This is a genomic window from Streptomyces sp. NPDC005141, from assembly GCF_053599975.1.
Map to the genome: position 1 here is coordinate 167260 of NZ_JBSFYW010000008.1, position 18095 is coordinate 185354.

At 69.3% G+C, this 18095-nt stretch carries 17 protein-coding genes and 2 riboswitches; of the genes, 7 read left to right on the forward strand and 10 right to left on the reverse strand.

The window, feature by feature from the left end; genetic code table 11:
- Nucleotides 1-2 precede the first annotated feature (2 nt).
- From ACWD68_RS09215 to ACWD68_RS09245, 7 genes are all read right to left on the reverse strand, one after another.
- On the reverse strand, nt 3-1100 hold the full coding sequence (locus tag ACWD68_RS09215; protein WP_451805830.1) for an ABC transporter ATP-binding protein: 1098 nt from the start codon (nt 1098-1100) through the stop codon (nt 3-5).
- The gene (locus ACWD68_RS09220; RefSeq protein ID WP_451805831.1) at nt 1097-2095 is read right to left on the reverse strand and encodes an ABC transporter permease; all 999 of its coding nucleotides are present in this window, start codon (nt 2093-2095) and stop codon (nt 1097-1099) included. Before ACWD68_RS09220 ends, ACWD68_RS09215 begins: the two co-directional genes overlap by 4 nt.
- A gap of 117 nt (nt 2096-2212) precedes the next feature.
- Nucleotides 2213-4006 carry an ABC transporter substrate-binding protein gene (locus ACWD68_RS09225; RefSeq protein ID WP_451805832.1) on the reverse strand — a complete coding sequence of 598 codons (1794 nt, stop codon included), beginning with the start codon at nt 4004-4006 and terminating at the stop codon, nt 2213-2215.
- A gap of 62 nt (nt 4007-4068) precedes the next feature.
- Nucleotides 4069-5079 (reverse strand): ABC transporter permease, encoded by a 1011-nt coding sequence (locus ACWD68_RS09230; protein ID WP_451805833.1) that lies wholly within the window; start codon nt 5077-5079, stop codon nt 4069-4071.
- Nucleotides 5080-5708: 629 nt separating this feature from the next.
- Nucleotides 5709-6497, reverse strand: a complete 789-nt coding sequence (locus ACWD68_RS09235; protein WP_451805834.1) for an enhanced serine sensitivity protein SseB C-terminal domain-containing protein — start codon at nt 6495-6497, stop codon at nt 5709-5711.
- 228 nt (nt 6498-6725) lie between these two features.
- Nucleotides 6726-7502, reverse strand: a complete 777-nt coding sequence (locus tag ACWD68_RS09240; protein ID WP_451805835.1) for an enhanced serine sensitivity protein SseB — start codon at nt 7500-7502, stop codon at nt 6726-6728.
- A 63-nt stretch (nt 7503-7565) separates the two neighbouring features.
- Nucleotides 7566-8234: an AAA family ATPase gene (locus ACWD68_RS09245; RefSeq protein ID WP_451805836.1), complete on the reverse strand. Its 669-nt coding sequence runs from the start codon at nt 8232-8234 to the stop codon at nt 7566-7568.
- A gap of 175 nt (nt 8235-8409) precedes the next feature.
- Nucleotides 8410-8506, forward strand: a riboswitch (glycine riboswitch).
- Nucleotides 8507-8619: riboswitch (glycine riboswitch) on the forward strand.
- Between the two features lie 34 nt (nt 8620-8653).
- Between ACWD68_RS09245 and gcvT the strand changes: the two genes are divergently transcribed.
- The 7 genes from gcvT to ACWD68_RS09280 all read left to right on the forward strand — a co-directional run bounded on the left by gcvT (nt 8654) and on the right by ACWD68_RS09280 (nt 15911).
- Nucleotides 8654-9772 (forward strand): glycine cleavage system aminomethyltransferase GcvT, encoded by a 1119-nt coding sequence (gene gcvT, locus ACWD68_RS09250; RefSeq protein WP_451805837.1) that lies wholly within the window; start codon nt 8654-8656, stop codon nt 9770-9772.
- 156 nt (nt 9773-9928) lie between these two features.
- Nucleotides 9929-10306 (forward strand): glycine cleavage system protein GcvH, encoded by a 378-nt coding sequence (gene gcvH, locus ACWD68_RS09255; protein ID WP_451805838.1) that lies wholly within the window; start codon nt 9929-9931, stop codon nt 10304-10306.
- Between the two features lie 11 nt (nt 10307-10317).
- A complete protein-coding gene (gene glyA / locus ACWD68_RS09260; protein WP_451805839.1) occupies nt 10318-11580 on the forward strand; it encodes a serine hydroxymethyltransferase in 1263 nt (420 codons plus the stop codon).
- A gap of 162 nt (nt 11581-11742) precedes the next feature.
- Nucleotides 11743-13110, forward strand: a complete 1368-nt coding sequence (locus ACWD68_RS09265; RefSeq protein ID WP_451805840.1) for an L-serine ammonia-lyase — start codon at nt 11743-11745, stop codon at nt 13108-13110.
- A gap of 196 nt (nt 13111-13306) precedes the next feature.
- A complete protein-coding gene (locus tag ACWD68_RS09270) occupies nt 13307-13864 on the forward strand; it encodes a glycoside hydrolase family 25 protein (protein ID WP_451805841.1) in 558 nt (185 codons plus the stop codon).
- Between the two features lie 219 nt (nt 13865-14083).
- Nucleotides 14084-15256 carry a N(5)-(carboxyethyl)ornithine synthase gene (locus ACWD68_RS09275; RefSeq protein WP_451805842.1) on the forward strand — a complete coding sequence of 391 codons (1173 nt, stop codon included), beginning with the start codon at nt 14084-14086 and terminating at the stop codon, nt 15254-15256.
- A gap of 112 nt (nt 15257-15368) precedes the next feature.
- Nucleotides 15369-15911 (forward strand): MOSC domain-containing protein, encoded by a 543-nt coding sequence (locus ACWD68_RS09280; RefSeq protein WP_451805843.1) that lies wholly within the window; start codon nt 15369-15371, stop codon nt 15909-15911.
- Nucleotides 15912-16020: 109 nt separating this feature from the next.
- Here ACWD68_RS09280 and ACWD68_RS09285 read toward each other — a convergent pair whose 3' ends face one another.
- The 3 genes from ACWD68_RS09285 to ACWD68_RS09295 all read right to left on the reverse strand — a co-directional run bounded on the left by ACWD68_RS09285 (nt 16021) and on the right by ACWD68_RS09295 (nt 18090).
- Nucleotides 16021-16806, reverse strand: coding sequence for an NADPH-dependent F420 reductase (locus ACWD68_RS09285; protein ID WP_451805844.1), 786 nt, complete (start codon nt 16804-16806; stop codon nt 16021-16023).
- 96 nt (nt 16807-16902) lie between these two features.
- Nucleotides 16903-17115: an EF-hand domain-containing protein gene (locus ACWD68_RS09290; protein WP_351541800.1), complete on the reverse strand. Its 213-nt coding sequence runs from the start codon at nt 17113-17115 to the stop codon at nt 16903-16905.
- A gap of 60 nt (nt 17116-17175) precedes the next feature.
- Nucleotides 17176-18090, reverse strand: coding sequence for a MerR family transcriptional regulator (locus tag ACWD68_RS09295; RefSeq protein ID WP_451805845.1), 915 nt, complete (start codon nt 18088-18090; stop codon nt 17176-17178).
- Nucleotides 18091-18095: the final 5 nt, after the last annotated feature.

Sequence of the window (18095 nt, forward strand, 5' to 3'; positions counted from 1 at the left end):
ACTCACAGCTTGGGCGCAATCTCTTCGATCCAGATCCGCTCGCGCTGCTCCTGCGTCATGTGACAGGCGGCCCAGTGCTGGCTGCCGACCTCGGACAGCTCGGGGCGGACCGTGCGGGTGACGTTGTCCTTCGGGACGTCCGCGTACGGGCAGCGGGGGTTGAAGGCGCAGCCCGACGGGATGTTGATCAGCGAGGGCGGGGAGCCCTTGACCGGGATCAGGCGCTCGGTCTGGTCACGGTCCAGGCGCGGCATGGAACCGAGCAGGCCCCACGTGTACGGGTGCCGTGGCTCGTAGAAGACCTTCTCGGCCGGGCCCCGCTCGATGCAGCGGCCGCCGTACATCACCAGGATGTCGTCGGAGAGTTCGGCGACGACGCCCAGGTCGTGGGTGATGACGATGACCGCGGAGCCGAACTCCTTCTGCAGGTCCCGGATGAGGTCGAGGATCTGCGCCTGGACGGTCACGTCCAGGGCGGTCGTCGGCTCGTCCGCGATCAGCAGCTCGGGGTTGTTGACCAGCGACATCGCGATCATCGCGCGCTGGCGCATACCGCCGGAGAACTCGTGCGGGTAGTTGTCGACCCGCTTGTCCGGCTGGGGGATCCCCACGCGGTCGAGCATCTCGATGGCGCGCCTGCGCGCCGCCTTCTTGTCGACCTTGTTGTGGATCCGGTAGGCCTCCACGATCTGCTGGCCGATCGTGTAGTACGGGTGCAGCGCCGACAGCGGGTCCTGGAAGATCATCGCCATCTCGCGGCCACGCAGCTTGCGCACGTGGTCGGGGTCGGCGGAGAGCAGTTCCGTGCCGTCGAGCCAGATCTCGCCGGAGATCTGGGCCTTGCGCTTGCCGTACTGGCCGGCGGTGTGCAGGCCCATGATGCCGAGCGAGGTCACCGACTTGCCGGAGCCCGACTCGCCCACGATGCCGAGGGTCTTGCCCTTCTCCAGCGTGAAGCTGAGCCCGTCGACGGACTTGACGATGCCGTCGTCGGTCGGGAAGTGCACCTTCAGGTCGCGGACTTCGAGAAAGGAGGAAGGTGCGGGCGAGTCCTTCACGGGCTCGGTCATGGCCGCTCCGCTCTTGCTGAGTTCGGTCATGACAGCCTCACTCGGGGGTCGATCACGGCGTACAGGAGGTCGACGACCAGGTTGGCGAAGATCACCGCGAGCGAGGTGATCAGCGTGACGCCCAGGATGATCGGCAGGTCCTTGGTGTTGATCGCCGTCAGCACGGCCTGGCCGAGGCCCGGCAGGCTGAATGTGGTCTCGGTGAGGATCGCGCCGCCGATGAGGGCGCCGAGGTCCATACCGAACATGGTGAGGATCGGCGTCATCGTGGAGCGCATGGCGTGCTTGCCGATGACGACCGGCTCGCGCAGGCCCTTGGCCCGGGCCGTGCGGATGTAGTCCTCACCGAGGATCTCCAGCATGGTGGCGCGGGTGATCCGGGCGTACATGGCCGCGTAGAGGAAGGCGAGCGTGACCCAGGGCAGGATCATGCCGCCGAACCAGCCGCTGACGCTCTCGTCGAAGGGGACGTACTGGCCGTCCAGCCATCCGAGGCCGTAGCTGAAGACCGCCAGCGACAGCAGACCGGTGAAGTAGATCGGGAGCGAGACGCCGCTGAGGGCGACGATCATCGCGCCGCGGTCCCACAGGGAGCCGCGCTTGAGCGCTGAGAGCACACCCGCAGCGACACCGAAGATCAGCCAGAGCACGGCGGCACCGAGCGCGAGAGCCAGGGTCACTGGGAAGCGGTCGGTGAGCACCGGCCAGATGGCCTGCTCGTTGCGGAAGGAGTAGCCGAAGCACGGGGCCGCGCAGTTCGTGACGTCGCCGCCGGACGCGTACGTGCGTCCCACGAAGATGCCCTTGAAGAACTCCCAGACCTGAGCGAATATCGGCTCGCCCAGCCCGAGCTTCTGCCGAACGGCCTCGATCGCCGCGGGGTCGGCCTGCTTGCCCACGAACATCGTGGCCGGGTCCACGCCCGCCCAGCGGGGGACGAGGAAGAAGATGCCGAAGACCACCAGAATGATGACCACCAGCATCACTACGGCGGCGAAGAGCCGCCTGATGAGGTAAGCGAGCACTGCTCTCGGCCCAGCGGCGGTGCCGCGGGCCACCGGAGGTCGTCCGGTGGCCCGCGGGTCACGCCGCGCCGGCCTTCACCTGCCTTTCGTGCCGTATGGCGGGTGCGCCGGTCGGTATTACTTCTTCAGAGCCAGGTTCACGAAGTCGTACTGACCGCTGTAGTTGTCGGTCGTGTAGACGTTCGCGAGGTTGCTGCCGCGCCAGTTGACGAACTTCTCGAAGACGAAGGGAAGGTAGTAGCCGCCCTCCATGACCTTGTGGTTGATCTCCGTGGAGATCTCGGTCTTCTTCGCCTCGTCGAGCTCCTTGACGTAGCTGTTGAAGAGGCCGTCGATCGCCTTGTCGTCGATCAGCGCGAAGTTGTTGTTGCCGCTCTCAAGGATGTACTTGCCGCTCCAGAGCGGCAGACCGAAGCCCTGGACGGTCGGGAAGTCCGGGCCCCAGCCCATGATGATGATGCCGTAGCCCTTCTTCTTCACGTTCGAGGGGCTACCGATGATGCCGCTGGTCTGCGCGCCGTCGAACTGGTCGATGTCGACGGTGATGCCGACCTTCTTCAGCGAGGCCTGGAGGGACTCGGCCGTGGCGACCTCGACCGGCTTGTTGTTGCGGACCGCGATGGTGGTCTTGAAGCCGTCCGGCTTGCCGCAGGCCTTCAGCTCTTCCTTGGCCTTGGCGACGTTGCCGTTCTTGTTGGCCGTGGCCGACTCGTACGGGTCGTACTTCTGGCCCTCGGCACCCGGGACGGACGGCGGCAGCATGTTGGTGCCGATGTCACCACCGGCCACCGGGCCACCGCGCGCGGTCTGCAGCGACTCGTGGTCGGCGCCGTAGATCACGGCCTTGCGGCAGTGCTCGTTGTCGAACGGCTTCACGCTCTGCGGGAAGACCGCGTAACGGACGTAGCCCGAGACCGGGTTGTCCAGGTTGGCCTTGTGCTTCTTCAGGGCGGTGGTGCGGCCCTGCGGCGACATGCCGGTCTGGTTGATGTCCAGGTCGTAGTCGCCGTTGATCAGACGCTGGTCCATGTCGTTGGCGTTGGTGAACAGCGTCAGCGATATCGCGTCCGGGTACGCCTTGCGGATCGGGTCCGAGGACGCCTTCCACTCCGGGTTGCGGACCAGCTTGAGGCTCTTGTTCGGCGTGTACGAGTCGAACTTGTACGGGCCGGACGAGAACGGCTTCAGGCCGTACTTGGACTTGGTGTCCTTGTCCTGGCGGACCGGCGCGGACGAGGCCAGCGCGAGGATGTCCTCGAAGTCCGAGTTGGCCTGCGGAAGCTTGAAGACGATGGTCTTGTCGTCCGGCGTCTCGATCGCCTTCAGACCGAGCTTGTCCTTGGACTTGTCCTTGTAGGGACCCTTGTACTCGCCCTTGGGGTCGAGGAGGTCCTTCAGGTAGACCGGACCGCCGGACAGCACGTCCTGCGCCCACTGCCGCTCGATGCCGTACTTGATGTCCTTGGAGGTGATCGGCTTGCCGTCCTCCCACGTCACGCCGTCACGCAGCGTGTACGTGTAGGTCTTGCCGTCGTCGGTGACCTTCGCCGTGCTGGTGGCGAGGTCCGGCGTCAGCTTGGCACCGGCGGCACCGGGCTCGGCGTTGCCGGTCACCAGGGTGCGGCTGTAGTACCGCATGAAGTTCCAGGCGAAGCCGTAGTAGCCGCGCGTGGTGTCCCACGAGTCGGCGTCCTGGACGCCCGCGAACTTCAGCGTGCCGCCCTTCTTCGCGAGGGAGGCCTGAGCGACCTTGTTGTTCGCAGCGTCGAAGCCGGCCGCGCCGTTCTTGGAGCCGCCGCCCTCGTTGTCGTCGTTGCCGCCGCCGCACGCCGCCGTGGACAGCAGTGCAGCGACCACGGCTGCGGCGGCCACGGCCTGCTTGCGCCGCCCTGTGGTGCGTTGGGTAATCACTCGGATCCTCCGTGTGTGTAGCGGCCCGTCCGATAGGTGACGGGCCCGGGGGGTACGGCAGTTCAGCGAGAACCCTTCGGGTCGAGCGCATCGCGTACGCCGTCGCCGAAGAGGTTGAAGGAGAGCACGGTGATGAAGATCGCTACACCCGGGATGACCATGTACATCGGGTCCGAGTCGTAGTAATCGATCGCGGAGGAGAGCATCTGCCCCCAGGAGGCCGAGGGCGGCTTGACGCCCACGCCCAGGAAGCTGAGCGCAGCCTCGGTGAGGATGTTGGTCGGGATCATCATTGTCGTGTACACGATGATGGGCGCGACCAGGTTGGGCAGCAGCTCCTTGAACAGGATGTAGAACCTGCCGGCCCCGAGACTGCGCGCGGCCTCGACGTACTCGCGCTCACGCATGGAGAGGGTCTGACCCCGCACCACGCGTCCGACGTAGGGCCAGCCGAAGAAGCCGATCACCAGGATCATGACGAAGAGGCGGACGCCCGTACCCGTCAGGCCCAGCATCTCGTTCGGCATGACCGAGACCAGCGCGATGATGAAGAGCAGCTGCGGGAAGGCCAGCAGGCCGTCCATCACGCGGCTGATGAGCGCGTCCAGCCAGCCGCCGAAGTAGCCGGCGAGCACGCCGAGGACGGTGCCGAGCACCACGGCGACCAGGGCCGACAGGAAGCCGACCAGGAGCGAGACCTGGGCGCCGTAGACGATCCGGGCGAAGATGTCGCGACCGCTGACCGGCTCGACACCGAGCAGGTGGTCACCGCTGATTCCGCCGTAGGACCCGGTGGGGGTCGAGAAGAGCGGGTCGATCAGGTTCTCGTGGTGGGTCTCGGGGTCCTGCCCGACCAGGCTCGTGATCAGCGGCGCGAAGATCGCGACCAGGATCAGCACGAGCACCACGACGCCGCCCGTCAGGGCCAGCTTGTCCCGCTTCAGGCGCTCCCAGGCGATGCGGCCGAGGGAACGTCCTTGTACCGCCTTCGCCTCGGCGGAGCCGGCGAGCGCCGCCTCCTCAGCCGCGCTCGGCGCGACTTCAGCCGTCGGCTCGTGCAATGGTGCCGTCATCTGGCAGGGACCCCTCTCAACCGGCGGTAGCCGGCCCACACTTGCCGCTGTAGCGGCGTGATCAGTCCGTAGTACGCAGGGGTTAAACCCCTGGAGCCGGAAGTCTTCAATGCATTGGCGATCTGTTGCCAGACTTGACGGTGAATGGATGCGCAAACGTGATGCCATCAGGGAGGTTCCGTTATCCGGACGGCGGATATCAAGGATCGAACTGCCACAACCGGGACATTCCGGTGCAGAGTTGGGCGATATCGCCCACGTTTGCACCAAATCACCACAAGGCCTCTTCCAGCCGTCCATGGATCAGGATCGGCCACATTCACCGCCCGAGGACCCACGAGGCCGCAGGGAGTCGCAAGTCACCGGGAGATTGAAATGGGCACGCCATGTCGAAGTGGCCTCGGCCTGCCGCTCGGACGCTCTTGGGCGGCACCTGCGCCGTGCCCCTGACCATGGGTGCTGCCGGAGCCGCGCACGCCGGAACGTCCGCGGCGTCACGGAGGAAGTCCCGCCGTCCGCCGTGTCACGGTGACAGCGAGGCGCCGCCCCGCTCATGTCGACGAGGGGCGGCGTTCTTGTTCCGGCGTCAGGCCGATCGCGTCGAGAGGTCCGCCTCCGACGCGGTCCGGTCAGTACGCGGCACCGTGCGGCGACGGGCCGCCGTACCCGCGGACGGGAGCCGCGTGCGCCTCACGGTCGTAGAACGGCCGGGCATTGGCGCGCAGCCACATCGCGACCGGGTCGAACTCGTCCGACATCGCGACGGTGGAGACCGGCAGCCCGTCCGGAACGGCGCCGATGGACTGCTGCATCATCGCCCGCACCGAGTCGACGGCGGGCGGCGAAGTGTCGTACACGTCAAGGCCGATGGCGAGATACGGCGCCCCGAGCGTCGGCTGGACCCAGGCACGCCGCAACGAGCGTACGGCCGGGGTGAGATGCGCGTTCTGGGTGAGCAGGGCGTAGAACTGCGGGATCTCGATGCCGGGTTCGGAGAGCCGGAGCGGGCCGGCGGGCTGCCGCTCCAGGCCCGTGGCGATCCGGCGCAGATCCAGCCACGGGATGCCGAGGCCGCCGCCGGGGGCGTGCGGATTGAGCCAGAGGCCGAAGTGGTCGGGGTACAGGGTGCGGGCGACGTCCAGCCCGTCCACCACCTCGTACGAGCGGTTCCAGCCGCTGGCGGAGAGTTCCTGGGCGGAGGTGACACAGGGCGCGTACCCGAAGCCGTCCACCTGCATGTTCCCGTACTGAGCGTCCGGGGAGCCGGCCTGGCCGTGCCACAGCAGCATCCATACCTGGCCGGACGACGGCGTCGCGAGCGCGCGAAGGAGCGCCTCGTAGGCGTCGTAACGCCCGGGCGTCACCTGGCGCAGCATGTGCTCGACCTGCCCGGCCGCGGCCGTGCCCGACGCGCTCACCCTCAACCGCCCCTTCGCGAACAATTCACGACGAACTCATCCATTACGCCTGAGGCACCGGTTACGAACGTGCGTCAACACCTCGACCGGGCCATGAAACCAGCTTATGCGGCGATCGCGCTCCGCCGGGGGAAGCAGCCGAGAGCCGAGACGCACCGCGCGGGAGAAGCCGCGGACCGTCGACGGCAGGGCGCGCGGTCCCCCGTGCGCCCTCGGGACCGGCGTCGTTCAGTGACCGTGCTGGTAGAAGGGGCGCACCTGAGCTCGCATCCAGTCGCCGACCGGGTCCTGCGTCACGTCGAGGAGAACCAGGTTCACCGGAATGTTCATCGGGACGCGACCGAGGGCACGGCCGAGGGCGTCGAGGGGAAGCGTGCGGACCTCGCCCTCCCACAGCGAGAGTTCGACGCCGATGAACATGACCGGATCGTCGCCCTCGATGCTGGCCAGACAGCGGCGGGCGCTCAGGACGACGCCGGTCCCGGCGAACTCGGCCGAGGCCGCGGCGAGGAAGTCCACCGGGTCCTCCTGCCAGTCGGGTTCGAAGAGCCGCACCCGGCCACCGCTGGCCGGCCCGTCGAGCGGGGTCCGCCCGGCCCGGCACAGCTCGGCGACGGCCATCGGCGGCAGCGGTACACCGACCACGCCGTCCGGGTTGACCGCGATGCCGACCTGCGGCGGAAGTCCGCGGGCGAACTCCACGGCGGGCGCGATCGTGTACGACATCTGTCCGCCGGTGACCTGGCGGAACTGCTCCTCGGAGCTGAAGACGGGGACGTACACCTGGCCCCCCAGCTCCATCGTGGGCAGATCGAGCGGGCCGCTCTGCGGGCCACCGCCGTTGGGCAGGGGCACCCAGACGAAGCTGCGGCCGAGCACCTCGACGATGCGAGCGCCCGCGGAAGGCCCCGCGGGTACGCCGAGGGAGGCGGACAGCACCTCCTCCAGCTCGTTGCCGGGCCAACCGCCGTGCGGGTGGGGGTGCGCCTGTGCCGGGAAGTCCATCTGTCTACCGCCTGCTTCGAACCACTGTTCCGGCTGGAAAGGTTAATGGGCCACCGCGACCGGTCAGTGGCCGAAGTCGATCCTTCGCAGCACGTCCGCCGCGTCCCGGTCGATGAGCACCGCCGAACCGCAGCCCTCGGGCAGGCCGCCCTTCTCGATCGAGAGCAGCAGCCGGGTGATCGCGCCGCGATGGCGCGCGAAGGCGTAGCGCGAGACGCCCCGGCCCCGCTCGCGCTGGCCGTCCAGCGCGGTGTCCGGCGTGACGTCGAGCAGCAGCAGGTGCAGTGCGCCGCCCCGGCGCCGGGCCTCGCGGGCGAGCCAGCGGCGCACCCAGGCCTGCGTGCCGCAGTCGTGCACGACGACTCCGCCGCCGCCGCGCAGCGCGCGGCGCAGGCCGGCGTAGTGCGAGAGGCGGACGAGCGGGCGGTAGACCGCGTAGGGCAGCAGGTGGGCCATCCGGCCGTCCCAGCGGTCGCGGGTGTCCTGCGAGTCGACGCGCGCGCCCTTCACGGCCCGCCGCATCAGCGTCGACTTGCCGCTGCCGGGCAGTCCGGTGACCACCACGAGGTCGCCCGCCCCGAAGCGGAGACCGTGCGGGCTGTGGCCCGCCCGGTCGCGTAGGTCGCGGACGACGACCGCCGGAAGCGGGCCGCACGCCTCCCGGGCCGTCGCGCCGGGCTGCTCCGGCAGCGCGAGACCCGAGGTCGCCGCGTACGCCCTGGTCCTGTTCACCGTGACCGTCCTCCCCATGGATGTGGAGTCCCATCCCCCTCGAGTGTAAAGAGAAGGTAATGCCCGGCGCTTCCTGTTTCGGTACGCGGACTGCCACAGGCCGGTTACAGATGGCGGACTGCCGGGATCGGACAGCGCGTGCAATGATGGCCGCGCCAACTGCATACCGGCCGCTTGAATCCGCGCGGGAGAGTCCTGGGTACGTGTACCCGGGCGCCGAAGGAGCAAGTCCCTCCCTTGAATCTCTCAGGCCCCGTTACCGCGCGGGCGAGGCACATCTGAAAAGCGGGCCGCTGACCAGTGGCTCCACCCAAGGTGCAAGTCAGGACCACCATTTCGTGGGGTACTGATGAACCTCTCAGGTTCCGATGACAGATGGGGAGGAACGACCTCGCCGTCATGCCTTGGGAGCCAGACCGATGAGCAGCAACGCACCCCGTCACACCGCGCTCGATGCCCTGCATCGCTCGCTGGGCGCGACGATGACCGACTTCGCAGGCTGGGACATGCCCCTGCGCTACGCCTCCGAGCGCGACGAGCACCTCGCCGTCCGTACGAAGGCCGGTCTCTTCGATCTCTCCCACATGGGCGAGATCACCGTCACCGGCCCGCAGGCGGCGGCTCTCCTGAACCACGCGCTGGTCGGCAACATCGCCACCGTCGGCGTCGGCCGCGCCCGCTACACCATGATCTGCCGGGAGGACGGCGGCATCCTGGACGACCTGATCGTCTACCGCCTGGCCGAGCACGAATACATGGTCGTCGCCAACGCCTCCAACGCCCAGGTGGTCCTGGACGCCCTGACCGAGCGCGCCGCCGGTTTCGACGCGGTCGTGCGCGACGACCGTGACGCCTACGCCCTGATCGCCGTGCAGGGACCCGAGTCCCCCGGCATCCTCAAGGCGGTCACCGACGCGGACCTCGACGGTCTGAAGTACTACGCGGGCCTGCCGGGCACGGTGGCCGGCGTTCCGGCCCTGATCGCCCGTACCGGCTACACCGGCGAGGACGGCTTCGAGCTGTTCGTGGCCCCCGCCGACGCCGAGAAGGTGTGGCAGGCGCTGACCGACGCGGGCACCCCGGCCGGACTGGTCCCCTGCGGTCTGTCGTGCCGCGACACGCTGCGTCTGGAGGCGGGCATGCCGCTGTACGGGCACGAGCTGACCACCGCGCTGACCCCCTTCGACGCCGGCCTCGGACGGGTCGTGAAGTTCGAGAAGGAGGGCGACTTCGTGGGGCGCGCCGCGCTCGAGGAGGCCGCCTCCCGCGCCGAGCAGAACCCGCCGCGGGTCCTCGTCGGCCTGATCGCCGAGGGGCGTCGCGTGCCGCGCGCCGGGTACTCGGTCGTCACCGACGGCCGGGTGATCGGCGAGATCACCTCCGGCGCCCCCTCCCCCACGCTGGGCAAGCCCATCGCGATGGCGTACGTCGACGCCGCGCACGCAGCGCCGGGCACCGCCGGTGTCGGCGTGGACATCCGGGGCAGCCACGAACCGTACGAGGTCGTGGCGCTGCCGTTCTACAAGCGTCAGAAGTGACACTGGTCCGCGAGGACCGGACATGACACGAATGCCCGTCGGGCGCCGGCCGTGACCGTCGACCCCGTCGCGCGTCAGAAGTGACCCTGGGCACATCCGCCCGGGTCACACGCTTCCCTTCATCAGCACTCCCCCGCGTACAGGAGAATTCAGGCCATGAGCAACCCCCAGCAGCTGCGCTACAGCAAGGAGCACGAGTGGCTGTCCGTCGCCGAGGACGGCGTCGCGACGGTCGGCATCACCGAGTTCGCGGCCAACGCGCTCGGCGATGTCGTCTACGCCCAGCTTCCGGCGGTCGGTGACACCGTGGCCGCGGGCGACTCCTGCGGCGAGCTGGAGTCGACCAAGTCCGTCAGCGACCTGTACTCCCCCGTGGCCGGCGAGGTCGTCGAGGCCAACCAGGACGTGGTGGACGACCCGTCGCTGGTGAACTCCGCCCCCTTCGAGGGTGGCTGGCTGTTCAAGGTCCGCGTCACGGACGAGCCCGAGGACCTGATGTCCGCCGACGAGTACGCCGCCTTCACCGCCGGCTGAGGAGTCACCGCATGTCGCTTCTGAACACCCCCCTTCACGAGCTGGACCCGGACGTCGCCGCCGCCGTCGACGCCGAGCTGCACCGTCAGCAGTCCACCCTGGAGATGATCGCCTCGGAGAACTTCGCTCCGGTCGCGGTCATGGAGGCCCAGGGCTCGGTCCTGACCAACAAGTACGCCGAGGGCTACCCGGGCCGCCGTTACTACGGCGGCTGCGAGCACGTCGACGTGGTCGAGCAGATCGCCATCGACCGCGTCAAGGCGCTGTTCGGCGCCGAGCACGCCAACGTGCAGCCGCACTCCGGTGCCCAGGCCAACGCGGCCGCGATGTTCGCGCTGCTCAAGCCGGGCGACACGATCATGGGTCTGAACCTCGCGCACGGCGGGCACCTCACCCACGGCATGAAGATCAACTTCTCCGGCAAGCTCTACAACGTGGTCGCGTACCACGTGAGCGACGAGACCGGCACGGTCGACATGGCCGAGGTCGAGCGCCTCGCCAAGGAGTCCCGGCCGAAGCTGATCGTGGCCGGCTGGTCCGCGTACCCGCGGCAGCTGGACTTCGCCGAGTTCCGCCGCATCGCCGACGAGGTGGGCGCGTACCTCATGGTCGACATGGCGCACTTCGCCGGCCTGGTGGCCGCGGGGCTGCACCCGAACCCGGTGCCGCACGCCCACGTCGTCACGACGACCACCCACAAGACCCTCGGCGGTCCCCGCGGTGGCGTGATCCTCTCGACGGCCGAGCTGGCCAAGAAGATCAACTCGGCGGTCTTCCCCGGTCAGCAGGGCGGTCCGCTGGAGCACGTGATCGCCGCCAAGGCCGTCTCCTTCAAGGTCGCCGCCACCGACGACTTCAAGGAGCGCCAGCAGCGCACGCTGGACGGCGCGCGCATCCTGGCCGAGCGCCTGGTCCAGGACGACGTGAAGGCCGTGGGCGTGGACGTCCTGTCCGGGGGCACGGACGTGCACCTGGTCCTGGTCGACCTGCGCAACTCCGAGCTGGACGGGCAGCAGGCCGAGGACCGCCTCCACGAGGTCGGCATCACCGTCAACCGCAACGCCATCCCGAACGACCCCCGCCCGCCGATGGTCACCTCCGGCCTGCGCATCGGCACGCCCGCCCTCGCCACCCGCGGCTTCACGGCCGAGGACTTCACCGAGGTCGCGGACATCATCGCCGAGGCACTGAAGCCGTCCTACGACGCGGAGGGCCTGAAGGTCCGCGTGTCCGCTCTGGCCGATAAGCACCCGTTGTACCCCGGCCTGAAGTAGTTTCGTACGCTTTTTGTCGTACCTTTTCGTCCGTGCGGTACTTTTCGTACGGACGTCCGGGGCACCGCGCACACTGGAAGCAGAGCGCGGTGCCCCGTTCCATGCAGTCCAGCACCACCTCCGTCGGACAACGGCGTCCGGCGAAACCAGCAAGGAGTTCCCGTGGCCATCTCGGTCTTCGACCTGTTCTCGATCGGCATCGGCCCGTCCAGCTCCCACACCGTGGGCCCGATGCGCGCGGCGCGCATGTTCGCCCGGCGGCTGCGCAACGAAGACCTGCTGGCCCCGGTCACGGCGATACGCGCCGAGCTGTACGGCTCCCTGGGCGCGACCGGCCACGGCCACGGCACCCCCAAGGCGGTGCTGCTCGGCCTGGAGGGCGCCTCACCCCGGACGGTGGACGTGGAGGGCGCCGACGAGCGGGTCGAGCGGATCAAGGCCTCCGGGCGCCTCAACCTCCTCGGCGAGCACGAGATCGACTTCTCCTTCGACGACGACCTGGTCCTGCACCGCCGCAAGGCCCTGCCGTACCACGCCAACGGCATGACGATCTTCGCGTACGACGCCTCGGGTGAACTCGTCCTGGAGAAGACGTACTACTCGGTGGGCGGCGGCTTCGTCGTCGACGAGGACGCGGTCGGCGAGGACCGCATCAAGCTCGACGACACGATCCTGAAGTACCCGTTCCGCACGGGCGACGAGCTGCTGCGGCTGACGAAGGAGACCGGCCTGTCGATCTCCTCCCTGATGCTGGAGAACGAACGGGCCTGGCGCACCGAGGAGGAGATCCGCGAAGGGCTCCTCGGCATCTGGCGCGTGATGCAGGCGTGCGTCTCGCGCGGCATGGCCCGCGAGGGCATCCTGCCGGGCGGCCTCAGGGTCCGCCGCCGCGCCGCCCACTCGGCCCGCCAGCTGCGCGCCGAGGGCGACCCGCTGGCCCACGCGATGGAGTGGATCACCCTCTACGCGATGGCGGTCAACGAGGAGAACGCGGCGGGCGGACGCGTGGTCACCGCCCCCACCAACGGCGCGGCGGGCATCATCCCGGCGGTGCTGCACTACTACATCAACTTCGTGCCGGGCGCCGACGAGGAGGGCGTCGTACGGTTCCTGCTCGCGGCCGGAGCCATCGGCATGCTCTTCAAGGAGAACGCCTCCATCTCGGGCGCCGAGGTCGGCTGCCAGGGCGAGGTCGGCTCGGCCTGCTCCATGGCGGCGGGCGCGCTGGCCGAGGTGCTCGGGGGCAGCCCCGAGCAGGTCGAGAACGCCGCCGAGATCGGCATGGAGCACAACCTCGGCCTGACCTGCGACCCGGTCGGCGGACTGGTCCAGATCCCCTGCATCGAGCGCAACGGCATGGCCGCGGTGAAGGCCGTCACGGCGGCCAGGATGTCCATGCGCGGCGACGGCTCCCACATGGTCTCCCTCGACAAGGTCATCAAGACCATGAAGGAGACCGGCGCCGACATGAGCGTGAAGTACAAGGAGACGGCCCGGGGCGGGCTGGCGGTCAACATCATCGAGTGCTGACGAACAGGCCCTGACCCGGCCCACAGGGCGCCGGCCGTCTGCCGGCGGCCCGGCCCCGGGAGGAGCGGGGCGCGCGCCGGACACCCGTACGAGGGTGGGGCGGGCGAAGTGGGGGCAGTTGAAAGGTAGTTGTTCCCCCACGAACACCGGCCGTCACCCCACACGGCCCGTCCCCCCACGCACGGAGGCTCCATCCATGCTGCGAGGCATCGACGTCAGCGCCTACCAGTCGTCCGCGTACGGCACCTCCGGCCTCTCCTTCGTCTTCGTCAAGGCGACGGAAGGCCGCTCGTACGTCAATCCGAAGCTCACCGCTCAGGCGAGGACAGCCCGTGACGCGGACTGTGTGGTGGGCTTCTACCACTTCCTGTGGCCGGGCGACATCACCGCCCAGGCCGCGTACTTCGTGAGCAAGGCCCCCGAGAAGGCGGGCGACCTGCTCGTCGTCGACTGGGAGACCACGGGCGACGGAACCCACGCGAGCAACGCGGAGAAGGACCGCTTCATCCGCAAGGTGAAGGACCTCCGCCCGGACCACCGCGTGCTGCTCTACGCCAACCGGAACTTCTGGCTGAACGTCGACACCACCTCGTACGCCGGCGACGGCCTCTGGATCGCCGACTACGTCACCGCCGGCGAACCTCGCATCAAGGCGAAGTGGCGCTTCCACCAGTACACCGACGAGCCGGTGGACAAGGACGTCGCGGACTTCGCGAGCAAGGCCGAGCTGCGCGCGTGGGCCGGCGGCGCCTAGAGACCACCGGCGCCGGAGGCCACGGGAGCGCCCCGCGCCCCGGTCCCGGGGACCCGCGGATCCGTCGCGCTCGGACGAACGGTGAGCGATCCGCGGCCGGGACCGGAGTACGGTGGCGGTACCGAGCGCACTTCGCACGCCGTCATCCATTTCGGCGTCGCCCTCGGGGAACGGCAAGGCCGGAGCACAGAGCGTCCGGTCGGAAATGAGCCGCCCCACATGAGTCTGATGAGTCTCGGAGTTCTCGCCTCCTCCCGCAAGGAGAACGAGTTCCGTCTGCCCCTGCACCCTCGCCACCTCGACCGGATAGCCCCGGACCTGCGCGAGAAGATCTTCCTCGAACACGGCTACGGCGAACGGTTCGGCGTCGCCGACGCCGCGCTGCGACCACTCGTGGCCGGCCTGCGCACCCGCGAACAGCTCATCGCCGAGTGCGACATCATGCTGCTGCCCAAACCCATGCACGACGACATCGCCGAACTGCGCGAGGGACAGGTGCTGTGGGGGTGGCCGCACTGCGTGCAGGACGAGAAGATGACGCAGATCGGCATCGACCGGCGGCTGACCCTGATCGCCTGGGAAGCCATGAACCACTGGACCTCCACGGGCGCCTTCAGCGTCCATGTGTTCCACAAGAACAATGAGCTCGCGGGCTACTGCTCGGTGCTGCACGCCCTCCAGCTCGGCGGGCTGACCGGCAGCTACGGACGCCGCCTGCGCGCGGTGGTCATCAGCTTCGGCGCCACGGCGCGTGGAGCGGTCACGGGCCTGGGCGCCATGGGCGTCTCCGACGTCACGGTGCTCACCCAGCGCGCCGCCGCGGCGGTGGCCTCGCCCATGCCCTCGGTCGTCATGGGCCACTTCGAGGAGCAGGAGGACGATCCGTCCCGCCTGCAGGCCTCCACCCCGGCCGGGCCCGTGCCGCTGGCGGAGTATCTGGCCGGGTTCGACATCATCGTCAACTGCGTCCTGCAGGACACCGACGCGCCGCTCATGTTCGTCACCGACGAGGAACTCGCCCTGTTCCGGCCGGGGACCTTCTTCATCGACGTCGCCTGCGACGAGGGCATGGGCTTCGCGTGGGCCCGCCCGACCACCTTCGGCGACCCCATGCCCATGGTGGGCTCGGGCTGCCACTACTACGCGGTGGATCACAGCCCGTCCCACCTGTGGAACTCGGCCACCTGGGAGATCAGCGAGGCGCTCCTTCCCTACCTGCGCAAGGTCATGAGCGGCCCCGCGGCGTGGGACGCCGACGTCACGGTCGCGAAGGCCATCGAGATCCGCGACGGCGTCGTCCAGAACCCGAAGATCCTCTCCTTCCAGCACCGGTCGGCCGCCTACCCCCACGCTCCCGAGATGCCTGTGGCCGAGCTGAGCGCGGCGGTCTAGGGACCATCGGGAGCGCCGCCGTCCCCACCCCCGAGACGTGCTCCAGGGACAGGCTCTACGATTCCGCTGGTCACCGGCGCGACGAGCCGCCGGGCGAACGGGGAGCGATCACATGGGTGGGACGGTCACGGCGGTCAGCAGCAGCGGGACGTACTCGTTCACCAAGCCGAACCGGGAGAGCGTCACCCTGCTCGCCGGGCTCGGGGTGGAGGGGGACGTGCATGCCGGAAGGACGGTCAAGCACCGCTTCCGGATGGAGAAGGACCCGTCACAGGTGAACCTGCGGCAGGTTCACCTCATTCACGAGGAGCTGTTCGCCGAGGTGCGGGAGGCCGGTTTCGAGGTCGCGGCCGGTCAGCTCGGGGAGAACGTCACCACCCGGGGCATCGACCTGCTGGGGCTGCCCACGGGGACGCGGCTGCACCTCGGGGCGGCGGCCGTCGTAGAGGTGACCGGGCTGCGGAACCCCTGCGCCCAGATCGACACCTTCGAAAAGGGGCTCCTGAAGCAGGTCGTCGGGCGGGGCGAGGACGGGAAGGCCCGGTTCAGGTCCGGGATCATGAGCGTCGTCCTCGCCGGCGGAGTGGTGCGGCCCGGTGATGGCGTGGCCGTGGAACTTCCGGACGGGCCGCACCGGCCCCTGGAGATCGTCTGACCTCCGGACGGCTGTTGGCCTCCGGACGGCCTGTTGATCTCCGTACTGCCGTTGATCCATGTACGGGGTCGACCGCCGTACGGCGTCGGCCGCCGTACGGCGGTCGCGGTCAGCCGCGGAAGTCCGGCGTACGCTCCGGGGACGCCTCCGCCAGCGCCTTCGTCACCGCGTCGATGCCTTCCTGTAGACCGTAGACGGGGGTGCCGGGCTGCTGGCGCCAGGAGTCGTCCAGGCCGCCGGCGTCGACGGTGTCGAAGCCGATCTCGTCGATCAGGTCGCGCACGCGCCGCTTCGCCGCCTCGTCGTCGCCGGCCACCGGGAGAGCCATGCGGTCGGGGGCACCGGCCGGACGGGCACGGTCAAGGATGTCCTGGGCGTAGGTGCCGTTGAAGGCCTTGACGACCGTGTGGCCGATCTGCCGGGCGGTCCAGCGGCTCTCGGTGAGGCCGTCGTCCTCGATCCCGGCGATCCTGCCGTCGCGCTGCTGGGGGTAGTAGTTGCCGGTGTCGATGACCGCGGCGCCCTCGGCGGCCCCGTCCAGAACGCCGTCCGGCAGGTTCGGCACGGCCTTGAGCGGAATCGTGACGATCACGACGTCGGCGTCCCGTGCCGCCTCCTCGACCGTGACGGGCGTCGCCCCGGTCTCCTCGGCGAGCGCGGTGAGCGTATGGGGACCGCGGGAGTTGGCGACGGAGACGTCGTGACCGACGGCGGTGAACCGCCGGGTGAGGTTGCCGCCGATGTTGCCCGCGCCGATGATGCCGATCTTCATGAGAGACAGACCCTTCCGGGGTTGATGCTCCTGTTGGGCATCACCAACCCCGGAGACGGATGCCCTATTCCGGGACGTGCCGCATCCGGGTGACCGCCGGCGGAAGTGCCGGCCCACGGCCACCGGGCCCCGACCGCCGGACTTCCGGGCCCGCCACCGGGTTACGGCACGCCGAAGGGGCGCCCGCCGGAAGACCGGTGGACGCCCCTTCGGCAGACGTCACTTGTTCAGGTGGGCCCAGAACTCGTCGAACGAGAGGAGCTTGTCGCCGTTGAGGTCGCGGCTGGCGATGACGGCCTCCGCCACCGACTCGGTGACGTTCCAGTCGCCGCCCTGGGCGAGAGCGGACTTGAACTCGGCTGCGGTGATGAACCCGTCACCGTCCGTATCGATCCGCTCGAACTGCTTGCGTGCTTCCTCGATGTCGGCCACCGACCCGCCCCTTCGTCGTGCATCACTGCATGCGTTGCTGCCTTGTGTACGGAGGTCACATTAACGGTCCGCGTGAGCGCGCAGTGCGGCGACCACCCAGGCGAACTCCTCACGGTGCGCCGACAGCGGGTCCGTGCCGCGGACCAGGGCGCTCAGCTCCCGGAACCGGGCGATCTCGGCATGCGCCGCGGACTCCATGCGCGCCAGCACGGCGGCCCGGTCGGCGTCGCCGAGGAGTCCGCTCAGCACCGTGTCCGCCTCCGGCGACCCGGGGTCGACACCCGTCTCCAGCGCCTCCCCCGCCAGCTGCACCAGCCGGCTCATGAACCACAGGGACGTGCCCGGCGCCACGTCCGGTCCCCGGTCCGCCGCGTTGAACTCGATCATCTCGCGCATCCGGGCGCGGAAGCCCCGGTCCTGGATCAGCTCGGCCAGCTCCACCCAGGCGTCCACCTGCCCGGGGGTCGGGTCGTCCGGCAGATCGCCGATGTTGAAGCGCATCCGGGTGCGGATGTCGGGGTCCGCGGTGTCCAGGCCTCCGAAGGTCTCCTCCATGAAGTCGTCGATGACGCGCCCGCGTTCGGCGGCCGAGAGCCGCGCCAGCCTGTTCATGAGTGTCATCTCCTCCGCGGTCGAGCCGCGTCGCGCCACGGTCGACAGCACCGCCCGGGTCACCTTCAGCGACCTGATCTGCGCGTCCAGCGCGGCCACGTGCGCGGCCGCCACCTCCGCCACCGTCGTCTCGCCCGCCAGCACCCGGCGCACATCGTCGAGCCCCAGCCCGAGCTCGCGCAGGGTGCGGATCAGCTCCAGGCGGGCCACGGACCCGGCGTCGTACAGGCGGTAGCCGCCCGCGGACCGGGCCGCCGGGGGCAGCGCGCCCTCGTCCGACCAGTAGCGGATGGTGCGGACGGACAGGCCGGTGCTGCGGGCCAGACGCCCGATGGGGAAAAGGCCGGTGCCGTCTTCGATCATGTCTG